Origin of the sequence: Fictibacillus arsenicus (assembly GCF_001999465.1) — a bacterium.
Lineage (GTDB): Bacteria > Bacillota > Bacilli > Bacillales > Fictibacillaceae > Fictibacillus > Fictibacillus arsenicus.
The window spans coordinates 1,133,397-1,155,952 of sequence record NZ_MQMF01000002.1; the positions used below are offsets into that span (position 1 = coordinate 1,133,397).

At 43.4% G+C, this 22,556-nt stretch carries 23 protein-coding genes and 1 pseudogene; 2 read left to right on the top strand and 22 right to left on the bottom strand.

Annotated features, from left to right (window positions below; genetic code table 11):
• Positions 1–53 precede the first annotated feature (53 nt).
• The 7 genes from UN64_RS12995 to UN64_RS13025 all read right to left on the bottom strand — a co-directional run bounded on the left by UN64_RS12995 (position 54) and on the right by UN64_RS13025 (position 7,679).
• Positions 54–1,118: an undecaprenyldiphospho-muramoylpentapeptide beta-N-acetylglucosaminyltransferase gene (locus UN64_RS12995; protein WP_077363331.1), complete on the bottom strand. Its 1,065-nt coding sequence runs from the start codon at positions 1,116–1,118 to the stop codon at positions 54–56.
• A gap of 176 nt (positions 1,119–1,294) precedes the next feature.
• Positions 1,295–2,728, bottom strand: coding sequence for a dihydrolipoyl dehydrogenase (lpdA, locus tag UN64_RS13000; protein ID WP_077363333.1), 1,434 nt, complete (start codon positions 2,726–2,728; stop codon positions 1,295–1,297).
• Positions 2,729–4,003: a dihydrolipoamide acetyltransferase family protein gene (locus UN64_RS13005; RefSeq protein ID WP_077363335.1), complete on the bottom strand. Its 1,275-nt coding sequence runs from the start codon at positions 4,001–4,003 to the stop codon at positions 2,729–2,731. It abuts the gene before it with no gap.
• A gap of 12 nt (positions 4,004–4,015) precedes the next feature.
• Positions 4,016–5,011 carry an alpha-ketoacid dehydrogenase subunit beta gene (locus UN64_RS13010; RefSeq protein WP_077363337.1) on the bottom strand — a complete coding sequence of 332 codons (996 nt, stop codon included), beginning with the start codon at positions 5,009–5,011 and terminating at the stop codon, positions 4,016–4,018.
• The gene (gene pdhA / locus UN64_RS13015) at positions 5,011–6,075 is read right to left on the bottom strand and encodes a pyruvate dehydrogenase (acetyl-transferring) E1 component subunit alpha (RefSeq protein ID WP_077363339.1); all 1,065 of its coding nucleotides are present in this window, start codon (positions 6,073–6,075) and stop codon (positions 5,011–5,013) included. The genes UN64_RS13010 and pdhA overlap by 1 nt, the downstream gene beginning before the upstream one ends.
• A gap of 14 nt (positions 6,076–6,089) precedes the next feature.
• Entirely contained in the window at positions 6,090–7,190 is a 1,101-nt protein-coding gene (locus UN64_RS13020) for a Leu/Phe/Val dehydrogenase (protein ID WP_077363341.1), read from the bottom strand.
• 93 nt (positions 7,191–7,283) lie between these two features.
• Entirely contained in the window at positions 7,284–7,679 is a 396-nt protein-coding gene (locus UN64_RS13025) for a thioesterase family protein (protein WP_077363343.1), read from the bottom strand.
• 154 nt (positions 7,680–7,833) lie between these two features.
• Between UN64_RS13025 and UN64_RS13030 the strand changes: the two genes are divergently transcribed.
• Positions 7,834–8,256: an HIT family protein gene (locus UN64_RS13030; protein ID WP_077363345.1), complete on the top strand. Its 423-nt coding sequence runs from the start codon at positions 7,834–7,836 to the stop codon at positions 8,254–8,256.
• A 232-nt stretch (positions 8,257–8,488) separates the two neighbouring features.
• On the opposite strand, the pseudogene UN64_RS13035 reads toward UN64_RS13030, so the two are convergent.
• The 4 genes and pseudogenes from UN64_RS13035 to UN64_RS13050 all read right to left on the bottom strand — a co-directional run.
• Positions 8,489–8,929: pseudogene (locus UN64_RS13035) on the bottom strand (peroxiredoxin-like family protein); the annotation flags it as partial.
• A gap of 139 nt (positions 8,930–9,068) precedes the next feature.
• On the bottom strand, positions 9,069–9,788 hold the full coding sequence (locus UN64_RS13040; RefSeq protein ID WP_077363349.1) for an SDR family oxidoreductase: 720 nt from the start codon (positions 9,786–9,788) through the stop codon (positions 9,069–9,071).
• A gap of 87 nt (positions 9,789–9,875) precedes the next feature.
• Positions 9,876–11,225 (bottom strand): sodium-dependent transporter, encoded by a 1,350-nt coding sequence (locus tag UN64_RS13045; RefSeq protein WP_077363351.1) that lies wholly within the window; start codon positions 11,223–11,225, stop codon positions 9,876–9,878.
• Positions 11,226–11,262: 37 nt separating this feature from the next.
• A complete protein-coding gene (locus tag UN64_RS13050; protein ID WP_077363353.1) occupies positions 11,263–12,213 on the bottom strand; it encodes an NAD(P)H-dependent flavin oxidoreductase in 951 nt (316 codons plus the stop codon).
• Between the two features lie 67 nt (positions 12,214–12,280).
• On the opposite strand from UN64_RS13050, the gene UN64_RS13055 reads away from it, so the two are divergent.
• The gene (locus tag UN64_RS13055; protein WP_077363355.1) at positions 12,281–12,796 is read left to right on the top strand and encodes a gamma carbonic anhydrase family protein; all 516 of its coding nucleotides are present in this window, start codon (positions 12,281–12,283) and stop codon (positions 12,794–12,796) included.
• 344 nt (positions 12,797–13,140) lie between these two features.
• On the opposite strand, the gene paaX is transcribed toward UN64_RS13055, so the two are convergent.
• From paaX to paaB, 11 genes are all read right to left on the bottom strand, one after another.
• Entirely contained in the window at positions 13,141–14,034 is an 894-nt protein-coding gene (gene paaX, locus UN64_RS13060; RefSeq protein ID WP_077363357.1) for a phenylacetic acid degradation operon negative regulatory protein PaaX, read from the bottom strand.
• Between the two features lie 68 nt (positions 14,035–14,102).
• Positions 14,103–14,879: an enoyl-CoA hydratase-related protein gene (locus UN64_RS13065; protein WP_077363360.1), complete on the bottom strand. Its 777-nt coding sequence runs from the start codon at positions 14,877–14,879 to the stop codon at positions 14,103–14,105.
• 12 nt (positions 14,880–14,891) lie between these two features.
• The gene (locus UN64_RS13070) at positions 14,892–16,097 is read right to left on the bottom strand and encodes a thiolase family protein (protein ID WP_077363362.1); all 1,206 of its coding nucleotides are present in this window, start codon (positions 16,095–16,097) and stop codon (positions 14,892–14,894) included.
• Positions 16,097–16,969 (bottom strand): 3-hydroxyacyl-CoA dehydrogenase, encoded by an 873-nt coding sequence (locus UN64_RS13075; protein ID WP_077363364.1) that lies wholly within the window; start codon positions 16,967–16,969, stop codon positions 16,097–16,099. Before UN64_RS13075 ends, UN64_RS13070 begins: the two co-directional genes overlap by 1 nt.
• A 477-nt stretch (positions 16,970–17,446) precedes the next feature.
• Complete coding sequence (locus UN64_RS13080; RefSeq protein WP_077363366.1) at positions 17,447–18,955, bottom strand: aldehyde dehydrogenase family protein; 1,509 nt, start codon at positions 18,953–18,955, stop codon at positions 17,447–17,449.
• Positions 18,956–18,981: 26 nt separating this feature from the next.
• Entirely contained in the window at positions 18,982–19,752 is a 771-nt protein-coding gene (locus UN64_RS13085) for an enoyl-CoA hydratase-related protein (protein WP_077363368.1), read from the bottom strand.
• Positions 19,753–19,762: 10 nt separating this feature from the next.
• On the bottom strand, positions 19,763–20,539 hold the full coding sequence (locus UN64_RS13090; protein WP_077363370.1) for an enoyl-CoA hydratase/isomerase family protein: 777 nt from the start codon (positions 20,537–20,539) through the stop codon (positions 19,763–19,765).
• Positions 20,532–20,837: an EthD family reductase gene (locus tag UN64_RS13095; protein WP_077363372.1), complete on the bottom strand. Its 306-nt coding sequence runs from the start codon at positions 20,835–20,837 to the stop codon at positions 20,532–20,534. Before UN64_RS13095 ends, UN64_RS13090 begins: the two co-directional genes overlap by 8 nt.
• 39 nt (positions 20,838–20,876) lie before the next feature.
• Positions 20,877–21,377 (bottom strand): 1,2-phenylacetyl-CoA epoxidase subunit PaaD, encoded by a 501-nt coding sequence (gene paaD, locus UN64_RS13100; RefSeq protein ID WP_077363374.1) that lies wholly within the window; start codon positions 21,375–21,377, stop codon positions 20,877–20,879.
• A 26-nt stretch (positions 21,378–21,403) separates the two neighbouring features.
• Positions 21,404–22,210, bottom strand: coding sequence for a 1,2-phenylacetyl-CoA epoxidase subunit PaaC (gene paaC, locus UN64_RS13105; RefSeq protein WP_077363376.1), 807 nt, complete (start codon positions 22,208–22,210; stop codon positions 21,404–21,406).
• Positions 22,210–22,554, bottom strand: coding sequence for a 1,2-phenylacetyl-CoA epoxidase subunit PaaB (gene paaB, locus UN64_RS13110; protein ID WP_077363378.1), 345 nt, complete (start codon positions 22,552–22,554; stop codon positions 22,210–22,212). Before paaB ends, paaC begins: the two co-directional genes overlap by 1 nt.
• Positions 22,555–22,556: the final 2 nt, after the last annotated feature.

Genomic DNA, 22,556 nt, shown 5'->3' on the forward strand with positions numbered 1-22,556 from the left:
TAAATTGAAGGGGGTCTGTCCCGGGGACAGACCCCCTTCAATTATCAAACAATTTATTTACCGCCAGTGATAGTTCGCAAAATAAGGTCTACGCTATCAGAGGCTTTGAAGCTCTCCATGCTTCTTTGCATGTTTTCTTTATCAGCTTTTAGCTGTTTCAAAGATTGCAGCAGCGTTTCTTTTGTTAAATCTTCTTCGTAGAGCACGTGACAAAACCCTTGTTTCTCAAAAGATTGTGCATTCAAAATCTGGTCCCCTCTGCTCGCAGCTCTTGTAAGTGGAATTAACAGCATTGGAATTTTTAGAGTCAGCCATTCAAAAATACTATTAGAACCCGCACGTGAAATCACAAAGTCAGTTGCCGCCACTATATCAGGCAATTCTTTTTGAATGTACTCAAACTGCCGGTATCCTTCTGTATTGTTCAGATTCTGATCTAAGTTTCCTTTTCCGCATATATGAACAATCTGATAAGATCGAAGCAGTTCTGGAAGAGACTCTCTTACAGCTTCATTAATCTTACGCGCACCTAAGCTTCCTCCCATGATCGTTAGCACTGGCAAGTGGCTTCTGAATCCTAAGAAAGATAAACCTTTCTCACTCGAACCTTGCAGCAGCTCATCACGAATAGGTGAACCTGTTACGATGGCTTGCCCTGCAGCAAAATGCTTTTTCGCTTCATCAAATGTCACAAAGATCTTAGAAGCAAATTTAGATGAGATTTTGTTAGCAAGTCCTGGGGTAATATCCGATTCATGAATGTATACAGGAATCTTGCGCAGCCATGCCGCAATAACTACAGGTACTGCCACAAATCCTCCTTTAGAAAATACTGCATCGGGTTTGATTTTCCCAAGTTTCAAATAAGCCTGGGCCACACCTGCCGCTACTTTAAACGGATCCTTAATATTTTTTAAATCAAAATAACGTCTTAATTTACCGCTGGAAATGCCGTAATACGGTACATTCGTTCCTTCTTCTATTAAGCTTTTCTCTATTCCATCTACAGAACCGATATAGTGAAGGTCCCATCCCATTTTTTCTAATTTAGGTATTAATGCTAAATGCGGGGTTACGTGTCCAGCAGAACCACCACCGGTTAAAACTAGTTTCTTCAAACTGCATTCCTCACTTCTTTGTTTATCCGCAACCTGCTGCGGATTTAATCTTATCGCCATTTTAATATATGTTGCTGAAAAAAGAAAATGGCAGCTGTATGATTCTTTACTGTTAAACAGCTGTTTAATATTTTTCGAAACAACATATAAAAAAGCGGCCTATAAGACCGCTTTTCTTAGACTGTGCTTTTCTCTTTTTTTCGTGCCGGCGGAACATGAATTGCTTTTCCGCTCACACTTTCAATAGCCTCAAGCCATGCTTCATTTAAAGCCGGATGCGCATAGACCGGATAAGCAAGATCTTCCTCACGTGCGACCATTTCTAGTGCGTAAGTGCCTGCCTGAATCATATCAACAGCACCTGCACCCATCATGTGAACACCAAGAATTACATCTGTCTTTGCATCGATTATCATCTTCGCAATACCTTCTTTTTGTCCGAGTATAGAAGCAAATCCGTTTCCGCTCATTGAGAACAAACCGGTTTTAACTTCATATCCTTCATTCTTTGCTTGTTCTTCCGTCAAACCGACTGTTGCGATCGGCGGATTTGTGTGCACCACGTAAGGCACTAAGCTCAAATTGAAAGCCGAAAATAAGCCAGACATATGTTCAGCTGCTGTTTTCCCTTGTTTGATCGCTTTTGAAGCGAGCTTCATGCCGATCGTACAGTCGCCAGCCGCATAAATGTTCGACACACTCGTCTGGCTGTGCTCATTAACGATGATAAATCCATTCTCATCACGTTCCACATTGATTGCTTCAAGCCCAAGTCCCTCAACATTAGGTGAATAACCTGCCGCATAAAGCACATGAGAAGCATCTATAGAAACTTTTTCTTCTGCATCCTTTGAGAGTGTCACTGCAACCGTATCAGCCGTTTCCTCTGCACTTTCCCACTGATGGTTTCTAAACACTTTAATCTTATTTTTCTTTAAAACTCGCAGCAGTTCTTTTTCGATCCCGCTATCTAAGCTGAATCCATCAGCCGGTGTGATCAATGTTACATCACTGCCAAGCTGTTTATAAGCCATTGCCGCTTCCAATGCAAAATAGTCTTCACCGAAAACAACAAGACTCGCTGGCAGTTCACTTAACTCCCATAAAGTATGAGGCGTCATGATCCGGTTTGATAGTTTCGCACCACCCGGCAACAATGGACTGCTCCCCGTCGCGATCAGTGCATGTTCAAATTCATACATCTCAAAATGGTGGCCCGAATCGATGCCGATTCTCTCACCTGACATGAAAGAAGCAGAACCTGTTAAGTGCTCGATCTTATTCGCTTTAATAAGTGCTTCAACACCTTTTTGCAAACCCGTTACAACAGAAGAATAGTAGTTTGTAAATGTTTCATATTCGAATGTTACTTCAGGTACCGAGATGCCCATTTGTTTATAATGAGACAGCCCGGAAAAATTAGACGCTGTTTGAGTTAAGCTCTTTGAAGGGATGCATCCTTTATGAAGGCAAACTCCGCCAAGCTTTTCTTTTTCGATCAGCGTTACTTCAAGTCCCAGCTGAGCCGCACGAATCGCAGCATGATAGCCGCCAGGTCCTCCTCCGATAATAACAAGCTGTCGTTTTGTTGCAAAATCACCTACAACCATTTATATCAGCTCCAGTGTCATGAAGTAAGGGTGCTCGATGAGTTCTTTTACTCGGTTCGTGAACATAACAGCTGTCGCGCCATCAGCTACACGATGGTCAAACGACATCGATACATTCATCATCGAACGAATCACGATTTCATTCCCAACGACAACAGGTGTTTTCTTCGTTTTATGGAAAGCCATCAGCGCAACTTCCGGATGGTTAATAATCGGTGTTGCTGCGATCGATCCAAGCGGTCCAACGTTAGAAATCGTAAATGTCCCTCCAGTCATATCTGATCCTTTTAACTTGTTAGTTTTCGCTCTTGTGATCTTATCTTTCATATCTACTGCGATGTCACGTACATTGCGCTGCTCAACATGTGAGATAACAGGTACGATCAAGCCTTCATCAGAATCTGTTGCGATTCCGATGTTCACGTTCTTTTCAAGACGGATCACTTCTTTTTCTTCATCAAGCTTCGCATTGAAAATCGGGAAATCCTTCAGAGCAATTTGAATCGCTTTTACGAAAAAGGCAGCAACAGAAACGTTCATTCCGCGCTTATTCTCTGGGTCCATCGCTTTCAGTTGCTTTTTCAGATCCATTACTGCTGTTACATCGATTTCCTCAAAGTGAGTAACATGCGGAATGGTCGCAAGAGATTGAATCATCTTTTTCGCAATCTGTTTTCTGCGTCCTTTAAACGGAATTTCTTCAGCATCTTTTGAAGCATAAGAAGGCGCTTCTGTCTTGCGAACGTCAGCAGTTTGGTTTGCAGCTTCTTCTTTAACAGGAGTGGCTGAACCATTCTCGATAAAGTTATAAACGTCCTGATCTGTAACTCGTCCGCCAGGTCCCGTGCCTTCAATCTTTTCAATATCAATTCCGTTTTCACGGGCGATTTTTCTTGTGAAAGGCGCAGCAAGAACACGTTTGTTAAGCGTAGCGATGCCACCCGCAAATACAGTATTTTCAGGTGCAGCTACGATCTTATCTACTACAGGCTGTTCCTGTACCGCCGGTTCCTCTGTTTTTTTATCAGACGGTGCTGATGAAGACGCCTCTATCGTTAAAATAACAGAACCAACTGTTACAACGTCTCCTTCTTTTACCTTAATATCTTTAATCGTACCGGCTGCAGGTGAAGGAAGTTCAGCAGTCACTTTGTCCGTTTGCACTTCGACAAGCGGCTGGTCGATCTTAACCGTATCCCCCGCTTTTACAAAAAAGTGGATGACTTCTCCTTCATGCATGCCTTCTCCAATATCATGCAGTTTCACTTCTACCATTTGTTCCACCTCCTAAAATTGAGTGACTTTCTCGATTGCCTGAACGACACGATCTGCACTCGGCAGGTAGTGGTCTTCAAGAGCGAACATCGGAACTGGTGTATCAAAACCAGTCACACGCTCAACAGGTGCTTTCATGTATAAGAATGATGTATCGTTAATTAGCGACATGATCGTCTCACCAAGTCCGCCAGTTCCCGGTGCTTCATGTACGATAACAGCGCGGCCAGTCTTCTGGACACTCTCTGCAATCATGTCTTTATCAAGCGGATAAAGTGTGCGAAGGTCGATCACATCACACTTGATTCCCTTTTCTTCTGCCACTTTAGCGGCTTTTGTCACAACATCAATCATCGCACCGTATGCAAAGATTGAAACGTCGATTCCTTCTTGCAGACGAGCCGCTTTTCCTAGAGGTACATTGTACTTTCCATCAGGCACATCCATCTTCGTGCTTCTGTAGCAGCGCATCGGCTCCAGGAATAGCACAGGATCTGGATCTTCAATCGCAGAGATCAGCATTCCCTTTGCATCATAAGGATTAGATGGAACAACAACCTTCATCCCAGGCATTCCGGTAAAAAGTGCTTCAACAGAATCAGAGTGGATTTCAGGTGCACGCACTCCTGCTCCAAACGGTGCACGAATAACCATAGGCACTGTAAAATGGCCTAGTGTTCTTGCACGGATTCTTGAAGCGTGTGTCATGATCTGGTTAAACGCCGGATAGATGAACCCTAAGAACTGCATTTCAGCGATTGGTTTAAACCCGTTCATCGCAAGACCGATCGACGTACCAATTATTCCAGACTCTGCAAGCGGTGTATCGATCACTCTTTTCTCGCCGAACTCTGCAACCAGTCCGTCAGTTGCCCGGAATACGCCGCCATTCTGCCCAACGTCTTCTCCAAGCACGATTACATTTTCATGTTCTTTCATCATGACGCGCATGCCGTCTGTCACAGCTTGAACCATCGTTAACTTTTTCGTATCAACTGCCGTTGTCATTAGCGATCACCTCTTGAATGTGCATATGCTTCTTTTTGGCTTTCGATCGGCCAAGGATTTTCCGCAAATACATGATCAAATACATCGTTATAATGTGGTGCCGGAGCCTCTTCCATCTCTTTTACTGCAGTTTCAATCTCAGCTGTTAAAGACTCTTGAAGCTCTTCAGCCCACTTCTCATCCCACATGTTTTCATTTTTCATAAAACGCTCAAGACGAAGAATCGGATCTGTCTTTTCACGTCTTGTCGCTGACTCGTTCTGGTCTCTATACTTCGACGGATCGTCAGCTGTCGTATGCGCTCCATAACGCCAAGTAACAGACTCGATCAATGTCGGGCCTTCGCCTTTTCTAGCACGTTCAACCGCAGTACGTGTATGGAAGTAGACCGCAAACACATCGTTGCCATCCAGACGAACGCCTTCCATCTCATAAGCAACTGCTTTTTGAGCGATCGTTTTACTCTTCATCTGTTTTTCGATCGGAACAGAAATCGCAAAACCGTTGTTTTGGTTAAAGAAAACAACAGGAGCATTGAATACGCTCGCGAAGTTCAGCCCTTCATGAAAATCTCCTTCCGATGTTGCACCGTCTCCAAAATAAACGATGGAAGCACGATCTGTTCCTTTAAGCTTTTCAGCCCATGCAGCACCTGTCGCATGTAAGAGCTGAGATGCGATCGGCACTGCCGGCGGGAATATGTTCTTCCCTTCAGGAGGAATACAGCCTTCTTGACGGCCTTTCCAATAAAGGAAAAGTGTTTTTAATGAGTGGCCAAATGTCATTGTCGCCGCATGATCGCGATAAGTCGGAAACATCCAGTCGCCTTCTCCCATCGCCAACGCACTGCCGATCTGTGAAGCTTCCTGTCCTTCGAAAGGCACGTACGTCCCGATTCGACCTTGCCGCTGCAAGTTAACACCTTTTCGGTCAAACAAACGGGAACGAAGCATTTTTGTATAAAGTTCTTTTGTAAGTTCTTCCGTTATTTCACTTTTGTAAGTTTCGTCGTTCCATTCCCCGTTTTCATTAATGATCTGCAATTTCGGAAATAGCTTTTCCATGAATGAATCCCTCCTTAGTTTCGAACCTGCCATTTAGGTCTTCTGTTATGAGCAAAGAAGCTGTTGCGTTTTGAACGCGCTGCTAATTTTTCTTCACAAAAACGGTTAGCCGCTTCCATTGTCGAAATGCTATTCTTCGTGCTTTCGCTGTAAATCTGAATTAAGCTGTCATAGATCGCTCTTGTCTTTGTCAGTACTCGTGCTTTGTTTGGTCCGTAAAGCTCATCTGCAACCTGAATCAGTCCGCCTGCATTTACGATATAGTCAGGACCATATAGAATTCCTTTTTGCTGCAGATACAAGCCATGCTTATCTTCTAAAAGCTGGTTGTTCGCACTTCCGACGATCGCTTTAACTTTAAGCTGTTCAATTGTCTCGTCATGGATGATTCCGCCAAGTGCGCAAGGAATAAAAATATCTGCGTCTACCCCGTAAATGTCTCTGCCCTCAACTACTTCTACATTGCCAGGAAGCAGTTCAGCTCTATCTTGAATCTGCTTCAGAGCTTTTTCATTGATGTCAGTTACATATATCTGCGCGCCAGCTGCCAATAGCTGCTCTGCAACTTTAAATCCAACTTTTCCTAAGCCTTGGATGGAATATGATTTTCCTGCTAGTTCATCTGTACCTTCTAATGTCTGAATGGTAGCCTGCAGACCATAGATAACACCCTGTGCTGTAGGTACTGAAGAGTCGCCGCTTCCGCCATATTCTTCAGGAACACCAACGATGCAGTTTGTTTCTTTTAAAGCATGAACAAAATCGTCTGGCGTCGTTCCCATATCAGTTCCCGTATAAAAACGTCCGTTTAAAGAATCAACGAACTGGCCGAATGCACGGAACAATTCTGGAGTTCGTTCTGTTGTAGGATCACCGATAATAACGGACTTTCCACCGCCAAAGTCAACATCTGCACCTGCACATTTATACGTCATGCCTTTTGAAAGGCGCAGTACATCTTCAAGTGCCTCATCAACAGATGAATAAGGTCTCATTCTGCATCCGCCTAGAGCTGGCCCAAGGGTAGTATTATGTATTGCGATAATCGCCTTAAGACCTGTGGATGGATCATTACAAAATACGACTTGCTCGTGCTGTGATATTTTTTCAAACATGTTGAATCCCCCTAGTGTGTCTCTATTTCTCTTCCATTCTTTTTTGCTTTGTCGCTTTAAAGTGTAAGCGCTTTCATTTTCAGTTAAAAAAATTTAAGCTTTCATTTCTTCAATTTTTTGTGAGATTGCTTTTCTTGGCAGGATATATTGAGTAACTTCACCTTCACCTGCAAGTGCTTTTCCATTATGAACGGTAACATCACATATAACTGCTTTACCTTTTATCTCGCGTAATGTAGCTGTGACAATTAGTTCTGCCCCTTCAGGTGTTGGTGACATATGTTTTGCGGCTACACCTCCGCCAATACCTTCTTCATGATCTTCAAGATATGGCAATATGATCTGTCTTGCTGCCCATTCCATATGGTAGACCATGCTGACCGTTGAATATGCCGGGTGAACCAGCTTACCTTCAAATTGAGCAAACATATCGGGTGTCACTGTAGCTGTAATGGTGGCTTTTTGACCAACCTCCATGCCTGGTTTCATGCATACACCTCATATCTTCCATCTAATTTATATAACGTTTTCTTAACGTTATCATATCATTTTGTGTGATAAGCAGTCAATGAATCGCCTTAATTGTTCCATTTGTAAGAAATGTGAAAAATATGCAAAGATAAAGGTGGAGGTGTTTTTCTCAATGAAAGAATGTTTGTTTTGCAATCCTTTGAACTTTCCAGAACAGAAAATAGTCTTTGAGAATGAAAGCTGTTATTTTATCCAAAGTCCGAAAGCACAGGATATTTTGGAAGGTGCGGGCTTAGTCATCCCAAAAGCCCATGTTGAAACCGTATTTGATTTAAGTGAAAAAGAGTGGATGGATACATATGAATTGATGCAAAAAGCGAAGAAACTACTGGATGAAACGTACGGACCTGACGGTTACAGTACTGGCTGGAACGTTAAGCCCGTTGGTGGACAGAGCATACCTCACGCCCACTTTCATATCATTCCCCGTTTTGCAGATGAGCCGTTTGCCGGTAAAGGTATCCGTGCGTGGATTAAATCGGAAGCGAACCGCCGGCCAAGCAGGAAGATTGAGATTGAGGCTGAAGTGAAGTAATCCGACCTATGTCATTTTACATATTTTATTAAATTATGTGATGACACTCCATTTTATGTAATTACAGCAGTTTTTTATGTGATGAAGCTGGTTTTTTATGTGATGAATACAACTTTTTATGTGATTAACTCATTCAAGTGAACTTTAGCAGCTTAAATTGCTTTCCATTCACCAAAAATATGCCAAGAACCCTGCCACTTTCCATGTGGCAGGGTCCTTTCAACTTCAAACCTTATTTGTTTTCGCTGACCTGCTTCAAAATCTCCTTCACTCGTGCATGATCTTTCGGTGAATCGTCCATGTGCTTCCACAATACTTCACCTTCACGATCAAACAGCCATGAACTTCCTTGAACATTTACGTCCTGATTCTTGACTGCACTAAAGAAAAGCTCTCTTTTCTTCTCTTCTTTCGGAATAATGTCCCTTATCTTCGCTTTACCGCTCAAAATCCCAGCGCCTACATACGCCAGGCTCTTAAAAGTTGTGAACCGGTGATTTCCCATTTCCTTATATACATTCATTTGAGGATCTCCATAAATGTTAAAGGGATACGGACCATGAACTTCTAAAAACTTTTCAATCTGTTCACGATCGGCAGGTGAAACAATAACTACCTTAACCGAACGCGCTTCAAACTCATCGAATGACTTGCGCAACTGCGCAAGGAAATGCTGACAGAACGGTCAGCCAAGATGTCTGACTAAAGCCACGAATGTCTTATCTTTACCAAACAAATCAAGCAAAACTACAGCATCAGAACGATCAATTGAAACCAATTTTTGATTCAAGTCCATGGGAACAACCTCCTTTTTATACGTTTGGATATTCCTGTGAAAGTGGATGAAGCATGATCTCGTCAACGACCATATGCTTTGGTGCACTTGCCATATATGCAACTGCTTCTGCGATGTCTGTCACCTTCAGCCAGTCTTCTTTAAAATCAAGACCAGGTTCGCTATCTGCAAAATACGTATCAATTGCCCCTGGATTTACCGTACCTACTCGTACGCCAAACTCGCGAAGCTCTTGAGCTAGCGAACCAGAAAAACCTTGTACAGCATATTTTGTAGCGGTGTATACAGAACCGTTTGCAATTGTTCTTCGTCCAACATCAGAAGAAATCGTAATGATCGTTCCTTCCTTGCGCTCTTTCATATGCGGAACTACCGTTGTACTACATAAGAAGACACCTTGTACATTTACTTCAAACATTTTTTGAAACTCTGCTAACGAGTGTTCTTCAGCCAATTTAAACTGACCAACACCTGCATTGTTTACTAAAATATCTACTTGTCCAAAATAATCAAACGTTTGTTTAAAAAGGTCCGCAACATCCTTTTCATTTGATACGTCAGCTTTCACAGCTAGCACATCATAACCGCTGTTCTTTAGCTCATCAGCTGTTTTAAAAATACCATCTGATGAACCGACAACCGTTAATTTCGCACCAAGTGTTCCTAATTTTTCTGCAATCGCCTTACCGCAGCCGCGAGTAGCACCTGTAATAACAGCAATTTTATTTTGTAGCATCTTAAAAATCATCCTTTCACTTTAGTACTCTGCTCTATTATAAGCATAAAAAAGACGCAGAACCAAATAGGGTCTGCGTCAATGAGTTTAACCTGTAATCATTTTAAATACGCCAAGCGTGTTAAGGAATACAATGAAAATAATAACTGGCACAATGTAGCGGACAAGCATCAGCCATAATGCAAATCCTTTAACCGTAACAGATGACCCCGATTTAAACTCTTGCAGCAATAGATCCTTTGGATATCTATATCCAACGAATAGTGCGATAAATAGCGCACCTAGCGGAAGCAGGATATTACTAACCAAGTAGTCTAATAGATCAAAGATCGTCTTGCCGAAAAGAGTCACATCAGACAGCACACCCATTGAAAGTGCTGAAGGAATACCTGCTGCAAAGATAAGCAACCCGATGATCCAAGACCATTTTGCACGGTTCGTTAACGTACCTTTTGTGATTGAGGCAACAATGATTTCAAGCATTGAGAACGCTGAAGTTAATGTTGCGAACAAGAAAAGAGCTAAGAAAATGATAAAGAAAAATTGTCCAAATACGATCTGATCAAACACTGCCGGCAGTACTACGAACAATAATCCCGGTCCTTCTGCAGGCTCAAGCCCTAGCGAGAATACTCCTGGGAAGATTGCCAATCCAGCAAGCAATGAAATTAATACGTTAAGCAAAACGATGGTTGTAGCTGATTTCGTTAAGCTTTCATTCTTACCTAAATACGAGCTATACGTTACCATTACTGAAATACCTACACTTAAAGAGAAGAATGACTGGCCAAGCGCGAATAGAATATCGTCTCCGCCGATCTCTGAAAAGTCAGGAAGCAAGAAGAATTTTACACCTTCCATCGCATTGTCCAAAGTCAATGAACGCACAATCAGGACAACAAACAAAACGAAAAGAGCAGGCATCATAATCTGGTTTGCTTTTTCAATACCGTTTTTGATTCCGCGGCTAACAACAAAGATTGTAATGACCATAAAGATAAACTGTGAAATCAATACTGGCCAAGGGCTTGAGATCGACTCTCCGAACATCGCCCCAAAATCATTTTTGAAAAAATCTCCTGAAAAACTTTTGCCAAGATAAAGTACGATCCATCCGCCGATTACACTGTAAAAGGATAATAGAATAAATGCAGTTGCTACACCCATGCGTCCAAGCCAAGGCCAAGCGGATCCAGGCGCTAGAGTACGGTAAGCAGAGACAGCTTCTTTCTGCGCTCCGCGGCCGATTACGAATTCAGCCATTAAAAGTGGAAAACCTACTAAAAAAGTAAACAATAAAAAGATAAGGAAAAATGCTCCTCCACCGCTTGTCCCGACGACATAAGGGAATTTCCAAATCGCTCCGAGTCCGATTGCGGATCCTGCTGCGGCTAAAATAAAGGCTAACTTCGACGTCCATTGATCTTGCTGATTCATAATTTAAACTTCCCCCTCTGTTACAAATACAACTAGCCTATATTAAACGTTTGTTTAACAAACTAACTGTTTCCTTCGCTTCTTTCATCATGGTTTCAAGCAGTTCTTTCACGGTTGGAATATTGTTAATAGCACCCGCAACCTGTCCGCTGTTAATAAAACCATTCTCCAGATCACCTTTTACTGCCCCTAAAATATGACGGTCTTCCGTCGTATGTTCAAGAAACTCTTCAGGTGTTACACCGTTTTTTTCAAGCTGAATCAATTTCTGAGCATAAGGAGTATCGTAAATTCTCCGGATCTTTCCTACCGAGCGGCCGACGATCATCGTTTTTGTATCATCTGCCTTGAGCAGAGATTGCTTATAGATATCATGAAACGGAGCTTCTTTTGTCGCAATAAAACGTGTACCCATTTGTACGCCTTGTGCGCCAAGAGCAAAAGCTGCTGCTAATCCGTTCCCATCAGCAACTCCCCCTGCTGCAATGACAGGAATAGAAACACTTCTGCTCACTTGCGGAAGCAAGACCATCGTTGTCGTTTCATATGGAGAGTTCAACCCTGCTGCTTCATAACCCTCTGCAACCAAAAGATCCGCACCTGCTGCTTCGGCTTTTTTTGCATGATAGACTGACGCGATCACCGTGATCACCTTAATTCCGTATTCCTTTAATTTCGGTATGTAAGGAGCAGGATTGCCTGCTGAAAGGGAAACAACTTCAACGTTGTGTTTTATCAGAAGCTTAAGAATCCCCTTAACGTCTGATGCTACAGTTAAAGGTACATTAACAGCAAATGGGCGGTCTGTCATCCCTTTTGTTGCAATAATCAGGTTTTCAACCTCATCTGCCGGCATCGTTCCGGCACCGATCGTCCCTAATCCCCCAGCATTTGAGATGGCAGAAGCAAGCTCTGCGTTACTAACGTTTCCCATTCCGCCCTGGATGATTGGAAACTTTATATTTAACATTTCGCAAACTGGATTCAAATTTTCCACCTCCCTTTTGTTCCTTTGTTATACTGAACCTATCAACCTATTATTCAGGGAGGCTCATATGAAATATTCATTTAACGGAAAAACGCCAGAAGTTCATGAAAGCGCTTTTATTGCTCCAGGTGCTCACGTCATTGGTGACGTAACAATCGGTGAAGGGGCAAGCATCTGGTTTAACAGCGTCCTTCGCGGTGATGAAGGTCCTATCTCAATCGGTAAAAAAACAAACGTTCAAGATAACTGTACACTTCATCTTTACGAAGGATACCCGCTTGTTCTTGAAGATGAAGTTTCAATCGGGCATAACGTTATTCTCCATGGCTGTACGATAAAAAAAGGTGCACTCGTCGGCATGGGCTCAACAATCCTAGACGGTGTTGAAATCGGTGAACAAGCCTTTATCGGAGCAAACACATTGATTCCGCCAGGCAAAAAAATTCCGCCGAGGGTCATGGTTATGGGTTCACCCGGCAAAGTCATCCGAGAACTGAACGAAGAAGACTTGAAACTGATTCAGCTTACAATTGACACGTATTACGAAAAAGGAAAGCAATTTGCCGCTGAACTTAAAAAGTAGTCCACTAGCAAGCACTTTCGTTCATAGATGCGAAAGTGCTTTTTAGTTAACCTTTGTTGCTATTGAAAGTGGTTGATTTCCGCTCCAGGTACTCGCTTTCCGCGGGGTGTGCGGTGAGCCTCCTCGGCGCATTGCGCCCTTAGGAGTCTCACATTCAAAGGATCTTATGTGCTCCTACGTCTACAAGCAAATTCGACGAAGGATGTTTCTCGTCGCATGCCTTGCAAGAAGTTTATTCAGGTGGCTGGCACGCAGGCGTCTCGTACCTTGCGCTCCAATCAACTCTTCAACGATGAAACTTAAAAGCATCCAAAAGTAACGATCTTTTAGAAAACAGCATACTACTAAGACCTGTTCTCCTGAATGAGCGGATGATTCAGTGCATCAAATTTCGAATTCTTTTTTAGGTCATTCCCATCTGAATAGATGCTTTCAAAGAAACGGCTCGCAGGTCCTGCAAGTGCACGATAATAATCACTGAACAACGAAGCTGCATGATCGCCGAGCCATTCAGCAGGCAGAAGTTCCTGTGGCAAACCTGGATCGATAAAAAGAAACTTGCGGTATTCATGAACAAGCTTCGTCCGTTCAACAAAGCATTCCCCGTCCGTCATTTCGCCTTTTTCGATCTTGTTCTTATCGATCACATATTTTTGTGAATAAGTCACGATAAACTCATTGTATTTCGTGTTGATATCATCGAGATCCCAGCACTCAGCAACGAGCTTTTCATTCTTATTAGGACCATTATAAACGGCCGTAAATGAATGGACGTAGTCTTCGATCTGATATTTATCGATCATCAACTGAACCTGTTCAGAAGACTGATGAGGCGAAATCCAAAAGCTGTTTGCGAGGAGCCCGAAGCCGCTCCATACAAGCTCTTTACGAAGTTCATCCCTAATGCTTCTTTTTTCTTCAGGAATGGTGTAGGTGAACATCAGCCATTCCCCGTTCCACGGTTCCTGCTGCACTTTAAAGATTCTTTTCGCAGCCTCATCCATACGCTTTTTTCCGCGTTCGGTTAAGTAATAGTAGCTTTTGTTTCCTTGCTTTCTGGCAGCGATCCAACCCTGTTTGTTCATTCTTGAAATTGCTGCTCGAACAGCTTGCTCATTATGACCGAACTCTTCTAAAAGACGAATCAGGCTGCCAATCCATATTTCACTTCCATAATGGCGGATATAATCCCCGTAAAGGGTAAAAATCATGGAACGTGTGTTTAAACTATTTTGCATTGTAATTACCTCATTTGTACCTGTAATTGTCTGTACAATCCTACCAGAACAATATGAGCGAAAACAAGTTACTCTCCTTTAAATACAGGTGGTCTTTTTTCTCCAAAAGCAACAAGTGCTTCCATTCGGTCTTTTGTAGGAATCGTCACTTCATACGCTTTAGCCTCGATAGCCAAGCCTGTCTGAAGATCAACTTCGCTTCCATATTTGATCGCATATTTTGCTTGCTGTACCGCAACAGGTCCATTCTTCATGATAAGCGACGCATAGTTCTCACAGACAGCCATCAATTCTTCTCTGGATGTTACCTGGTTTAAGATACCATAAGAAAATGCTTCTTCTGCCATCATCTTTTTCGCTGTTAAAATTAGCTCCATCGCTTTTGCCTGACCGATTAGTCTTGGCAAGCGCTGCGTTCCGCCAGCTCCAGGTATGATTGCCCAGCTAAGTTCTGTTAATCCCATGGAAGCTTCTCTTACAGAAACGCGAAGATCACAAGCTAGCGCAAGCTCAAATCCTCCGCCAAAAGCGTGCCCGTTGATCGCACAGATTGTAGGCTGAGGCAAAGCTTCTACCGCAGAAAACACATCACGGATTTTACGTACGTTGCGTCGAACTTCAGATTCTGTCAGTGTACGGCGTTCTTTTAAATCAGCACCTGCACTGAATGCTTTCTCTCCTGCTCCTGTAAAAATAATAACACGGACGTCATTGTTGTGATGGATGTCTTCGACTGTTTCTTCCAGCTCTTTTAAAGTTGCATAGTTAAAACAGTTCAATACCTCAGGACGGTTTAATGTCACATAGGCAACATGGTCTTTTACTTCATATAAAATGGCACTCATCGGATAATCCTCCTACTCATTAATAGCTTCAACTACAGACGCGATTCCTTGCCCTACACCAATACACATTGTTGCAAGACCATAGCGCGAACCTTGCTTTTTCATTTCATGGATCAGGGTTGTCAAAATTCTTGCACCGCTTGCTCCAAGCGGATGACCAAATGCGATCGCACCACCGTTCACGTTTACTTTATCTGAATCCAGTCCAAGTTCATTCATGCATGCCAATGATTGTGATGCAAATGCCTCATTCAATTCGATCAAGTCTAGATCAGTCACAGATATGCCTGCACGTTTTAATGCTTTGCGTGATGCTTCGATTGGACCTACACCCATAATCGCAGGTTCTAATCCGGCCACACCTGATGAAACATATCTGGCTAAAGGCTTAAGGCCCAGTTCATCTGCTTTTTCACGGCTCATCAGTAAAAGTGCAGATGCTCCGTCATTTACACCTGAAGCGTTTCCTGCCGTCACAGTTCCGTCTTTAAACAACGGTTTAAGTGTCCCGAGCTTCTCCAGTGAAGTTTCTGGACGAGGATGCTCATCTTCTGTCACCCATGTTTCATTTCCTTTTCGGTCAACTAATCTTACAGGTACAATCTCTTCTTTAAATCGGTCGTGTTCCATCGCTTTTTTAGCCTTTTGCTGGGAACTGAATGCAAATTGATCTTGTGCTTCTCTTGAGATGTCATATTTCTTCGCTACATTCTCAGCCGTTTCAGGCATAGAATCTGTTCCGAATTTTTCATGCATAAGCGGATTAACAAAACGCCAGCCGATCGTCGTATCGAACATCTTCATATCGCCGCGCGGATATTCGACTTCCGGTTTACCCATGACTAAAGGTGCCCTCGTCATGCTCTCTGTTCCTCCAGCAATGAACACATCTCCTTCACCTGCCATGATGGCACGTGCAGCATAGATCACCGCATCCATTCCAGATCCGCAAAGGCGGTTGATCGTTGTTCCGCCAACCTCAACCGGCAGTCCAGCCAAAAGTGCAGACATACGGGCTACGTTTCGATTGTCTTCTCCAGCTCCGTTTGCATTTCCAAAAATAACTTCTTCAATGTCAGATGGAGGCAATGACGAGTTTCTTTCTAAAAGAGCCGAAATAACGACTGCACCAAGATCGTCTGGTCTTACTGACTTAAGTGCACCTTTATAGCGGCCTATTGGTGTTCGTACAGCGTCAACAATAACAACTTCTTTCATTACTTCTTCACCCCGCTGCCTTCCGTTGTGTAATCGTAAACCCCTTTGCCTGATTTACGTCCAAGTCTGCCTGCTTTGACATACTTAACAAGAAGAGGAGCCGGGCGGTATTTTTCACCTAATGTTTTATGAAGGTAGTTTAAGTTATTTAATCGTGTGTCGAGTCCTACTAAGTCTCCAAGCTCAAAAGGTCCCATTGGGAAGTTCAGTCCTAGTTTGATTGCTTTATCGATATCTTCAGGTGTACCAACACCTTCTTGCAGCATGTAGAACGCTTCGTTACCGATCATGGCTGAGATACGGCTTGTTACGAAACCAGGAAACTCGTTTACCGTAACTGTTTCCTTGCCCATTTTTACAGCAGCTTCTTTTGCAAGCTCAACCGTTTCGTCATCTGTTTCATGGCCGCGAACGATTTCTACAAGCGGCATTCTATGAACAGGATTGAAAAAATGCATCGCGATTACTTTTTGTGGTCGCTTTGTAAATGACCCGATTTCTGTAGGGCTCATGGTCGATGTGTTTGTCGCAAGCACACAATGTTCTGGTGCCGAGTGGTCTAATTCTTCAAAAACAGCACGCTTGATCTCTATATTTTCTGGAACAGCTTCAATGACTATATCTGCACCGCTGGCAGCTGCTGTCAGATGAACAGTATAAGAAAGTCTTTCTTGAGCTGCGCTTGCATTCTCTTGTGACAGCTTACCTCGAGATACCGCTTTTGAAAAAATAGAATCGATTTCTTTCTTGGCATTTTCCAGCTGAGCTTCTTTAACATCAACAAGCTGAACATCAAATCCTCCAACTGCACAAACGTAGGCAATACCTCTCCCCATTACACCAGATCCGATGACTACTGCATTTTGCAACATGGTCTCTCCTGCCTTTCTTTTTAAACAAGTGTTTAACATTTTTGATTATACTTTGTTGCTTTGAAAGAGGTTAATTTCTGCTGCAGGACTCGCTTTCCGCAGGGTGTGCGGTGAGCCTATTCGCCGCTTCGCGTCATTGAACAGTCTCACCTGTCCCACTCATCCTGCAGGAGTCTCGCCCTTCCGCTCCAATTAACTATTCAAAGAAGTCTTTATTAGAATCTCTTAGCAGCAGAATACTTGTATAAAAAAGCGAGCACAACGGCCCGCTTTTATTTTTGTGTGTCTTTTATAAAAGCTTTTTGAAACTTTTTCTTCATTGACAAGTTGATTGGAGTGAAAGGTGCGAGACTCCTGCGGGACGAGCGGTCAGGTGAGACCCTTAAAGGCGCATTGCGGCAAGGGGCTCACCGGTCGCCCCGCGGAAAGGGAGCACCTGTAACGGAAATCAACTACTTTCAAGAGCAAAAATGATTATTACAGATTAAAAGGATTCAATGGACGAGATCCTGTGTAGGAAACGACACTCTTTGTTTCTGTATAAAGGTCCAGCGTTTCAATACAAAGCTCACGGCCGAATCCTGATTGCTTATAGCCTCCGAACGGCGTTCCCGGGAATGCTGAGAACGGTGAGTTGATCATGATTGTTCCTGCTTGGATCATGCCTGCAACACGTGTTGCTTTCGCATGGTCTTTCGTCCAGATAGCTGCTGCTAAACCGAAGTCCGTGTTGTTTGCTAGTTTCACAGCCTCTTTTTCGTCCTTAAACGTCGATACCACGACAACCGGTCCGAAGATTTCTTCCTTAACCACTTTCATGTCTTCGTTTACATCCGTAATGATCGTCGGTAAGTACCAGTGGCCGTTCTCAAAACCATCCACTTTAGCGCGCCCGCCGCCTAAAGCAATCGTTGCTCCTTCTTCTTCAGCAGATTTCACATAGCCGTCGATTACTTCAAGCTGACGCTCAGAAATGATCGCACCAACATGCGTTCCTTGATCAAGTGGATTTCCAAGAACAAGTCTCTTCGCTTTTTCAACAAACTTTTCCATGAACCCGTCATAAACACTCTCTTCAATGTAAAGACGAGAACGTGCTTCACATGATTGGCCTGTGTTATAGAAAATACCGAACAATGAACCATCCACAGCAGCATCGATATCTGTATCTCCAAACACTAAGTTAGGAGATTTCCCTCCAAGCTCAAGCGTTACACGTTTTAATGTCTGAGACGCTTTTGCCATAATGTCTTTTCCTGTTCCTGTTTCACCAGTGAACGCGACTTTATCAACACCTTCATGCTCAGCAAGATACGAACCTACAGTAGCTCCATCACCTGTAATGATATTTACAACACCTTCAGGAACACCTGCTTCGTGGCAAATCTCTGTCATAACGATCGCTGTTAATGGTGTTAAGCTCGCAGGCTTTAAGATCACAGAGCATCCTGTTGCGATAGCCGGAGCAATCTTCCACGCTGCCATCATCATCGGATAGTTCCAAGGAATGATCTGTGCACAAACACCAAGAGGCTCTTTTAACGTGTAGTTCATGAACGGGCCTGGCATCGGGTTCACTGCACCGCGATGGCTTACGATTGCACCTGCATAGAATTCGAAGTCTTCGATTGCCTGCATTACTTGTCCTTGTGCAGCGCTTAACGATTTTCCGCTGTTCAGAATTTCAAGCTCTACTAGTTCGCTGTAGCGAGAACGCATGATGCTTGCGATTTTGTTCATTGTGCGAGAGCGCTTATTGACAGGAGAACGCTTCCATTTCCCTGTTTCAAATGCAGTTCTGGCAGCGGTCACAGCACGGTCTACATCAGCTTTCGTTGCTTTTGCCACTTTAGCCAAAGGTTCGCCTGTCGCAGGGTTGTATGTAACAAAATACTCCCCTTCAGATCCGGCCGTACTTTGACCTCCAATAATCATATCGTATTGATCACGCTTCACTGCTTTAATTTCTGTTTTTGCTGTATTCATACTCTCCACTCCCTTTTCTAAGATGTCTATTTACCTGTGAATGCCGGTTTTCTCTTATCTAAAAATGCTGAAAGACCCTCTTGATGATCTTCAGACTCTCCAGCAATCTTCTGTGCTTGAGCTTCATACTCAAGAACTTCATTAAGGTCGCTTTCCCAGCTTTTATTCATATAGCGTTTGATGAGTCCGATTGCTTTTGTCGGCATGTTCGCTAATTTTTCCGCGAACGTTTCCACTTCAAGCATAAACTCCTCTTCGCTTACTGCTTTCGTCACAAGACCAAATTCTTTTGCTTGCTGTACTGTGATTTTTTCACCCAGAATTGCCAGCTCCATTGCTTTAGCGTGTCCGACAAGTCTTGGCAAGAAATAAAGGTTCCCCGAGTCTGGAACTAAGCCAACGTGAATGAAAGCTTCTATAAAACTCGCTTTCTCGCTCGCGATGCGGAAGTCACAAGCTAATGCCAAGCTCATACCTGCACCTGCTGCCACACCGTTAACCGCTGCGATCACAGGTTTTTCCATCGATACAAGTGCCTGCACCATAGGATTGTATCCTTTGCGCAGCACTTCACCATAATCCGTATCTGTTGAGCCAGATAAGTCCTGACCCGAACAGAAAGCACGGCCTGCACCTGTTATTACAACTGCTCTTACACCGCTGTCTTTGTTCGCCTCTTTAATCGCTGCGACCATTTCCTTATGCATATGCGATGTAAAAGCATTAAGTTTATCCGGACGGTTCAGTGTGATCCAAGCCGTCTTTCCTCTTGTTTCGTAGCTAATCGTTTCAAACATGGTTATCCCCCTACTTCCCTTTAAACTCTGCAGGACGTTTTTCAACAAAAGCTTTCATGCCTTCTTTTTGGTCCTGCGATGAGAATAATAGGTAAAAGTTTTTTCGTTCAAACTGCATGCCTTCGTATGTCGAATAGTCGATAGATTTATAGACGGTCTCTTTTATCAAGCGAACCGATAATGGCGCTCTGGATGCTAAAAGTCTCGCATACTTTTTCGCTTCATCTAGAACAAGTTCTGGTGCGATAACACGGTTGATAACGCCATATTGCAAAGCTTCGCCCGCTGTCATTGGATCACCTACCCATAGCCATTCCAATGCTTTTTTCTGCCCCATCAGCTTCGTAAGTTTCACTGTCCCGCCCGCACCAGGCATAACGCCAAGCTTGATTTCGGGGAATCCGAACTGTGCGTTTTCAGCTGCAAAAAGGATATCTGCACATAGAGCAAGCTCGAAGCCTCCTCCGAAACAATAGCCGTTCACAGCGCCGATAATGGGCTTCTTTATCGTTGCGAGACGATCCCATTCTTTGAACTGATTTAATAGTTCAAGAGAAACGCTGTCGTCATTTTTCATTTCATCAATGTCTGCACCAGCAGCAAATGCACGGCTGTTGCCTGTTAAAACAATTGCTTTCACCTCATCATTACGGTCAAAACTCTCAAAAGCATCTAAAAGCTCCGTAACCATCGGCCGGTTGATCGCGTTTAGAACACGCGGCCTGTTTAATTGAATTAAGGCAATCCCATCTTCAACTGAGGTTAAGATTGTTTCGTAATTACTCATTGATTTCCTCACCGATCATGAGCGTTACAAGTTCTGCTGCAAAGCTCATCAAGTCTTTACCAGAAGCTTTACCTTCGTCAGACTTCATCGCTGCTTTTAGTGCATCATGATCATCGTAGTACATTTCACAAAGAATATGGTACTCGCTTTTCCCCATTGGAGAACCAACAATCTTAGTTACTTCCATTTTGCGAAGTCCAGGAATCTTTTTTGTAATCTCTGTATGATGTCCAAAATAGTGCTCGTCGAATTGTTCGATGTTTTCCGGTGTTTTGTAAAGTGCGATTAGTTTTACCATGTGTGTTTCCTCCCTATTTTTAACCTCATTTTTTTGTGACTATCCCATATCAGCAACTGGTTTCATTGCTTCAAACGGGTTTTTACAAGACTTGCAATACAAGATGCTTCGGCATGCTGTTGGACCAAAGATGTTTTCCATCGTTACATATGTTGACCCGCAATATGGACAGTCGATCTCCCATGGCTCACCCATTACATGGTTTGCCGGAGGAGGAGAGATGCCAAATTCTTTTAATCTCTCGCGCCCCTCTTGTGTGATTCGGTCTGTCGTCCATGAGGGTGTAAATACAAAATTCACTTCTGCCGATTCAATTCCTGCCACTGTTTCCAAGGCTTTTTTAATATCTCTTTCAATGATGTGCAAAGCAGGACACCCGGAAAAGGTAGGAAGCACGGAAACTTTCACTTTTCCGTCTGTCACCTCAACTTCGTGTATCATACCAAGGTCTAATATGCTGACGGAGGCGATTTCAGGATCTTTTACATCCCCAAGCGCGTCCATAACGGTATCGGTCATGCTGTTTTTTAATTCGGACACGTGGTTCATCTCCTTTCTTAATCGTCTTACCAGCCAGTTGCAGGGTTTGTAGCATACACTTCTGAAAGTGTAGATAATGCTTGTTTTAAATCATCTGTGTGAACACCGTTTCTCCCGTTTCCTCTTTCCATTCGAGGCTCCCCAGGATAAGCAGCTCCCACTTCTTTTAACACGGCTTCCATCTTGTTTGTCCAGCGCTTTTTCATGACTGCTTCATCATCAATAAAGTTCGCTTTAACGATATCTGCATATGATGGACCAAGCGTTAAAACCCCGCCGAAATCCTTCCAAACTTTTTCTATCGCTGCGTTCATGCGCCCGATTGCTTCTTCCGTGCTCGTCATCAGCTGCTTAAACCAAACTTCCCAGTGCATAAGGTGATAGTATTGCTCAGTCATGATTTTGCGAGCCGCCTCAGCTAATGGCTCATAAGAAGAATGGCGAAGCGAATCTAAACGAATCTGCTTATGCACCGCATAAAAGTAATTGCGGACTACCGCAAATGCCCAATCATATTCAGGCTCTTTTAAATATGTTCCCGGTCCGTTCACTTCTTCTAAAATGATGGCATTGCGGAATTGATCAGGTGTACGAAGATGAGCAATTCTGTCTGCTTCCCCTTCACCAAGACCCTCTAACAGACGATAGTAGAGGTTTGCGTGCCCCATCATATCCTGAGAGATGGAAGAGAACGCAACGTCTTCTTCAATATGAGGCGCAAGGCCGAGCCATTCAGATCCACGGAACGAAAGAATAAAATCATCGTCTCCCATCTGATAGAGGAGCTCGATCAATGCAGCTTTCTCCTGTGGCTTCAATGTTTCCTGTGTCATTAATTGTCTCCCCTTCCGCCAAGGATGTGCTGTTCTGTAAACTGCTCCTGGTTGTAGTCACGCCATTTTTTCTTTAAATAACCGTACCCTTTTGTTTCTCTATACTCCTTATCAAGCCTTTTGAGCATCTCTCTCTCATCCTGGTTCAGACCGCGGATGTTCTCTCTTTTTACAACCCAGATGTCAGCAACTGTCTCTCTTCTGAAAAAGTTCTCTTTGGCCATGATAAGTGCCATATCAGCGTTAGGAGCGAGCAGGCTGAAACTGTGCTGAAACGGTGATTTATCTGTCTTTTTGCTGAATACTTCATACACGTTGTAAAATTCATTTTTAGGTTCGTTCACTT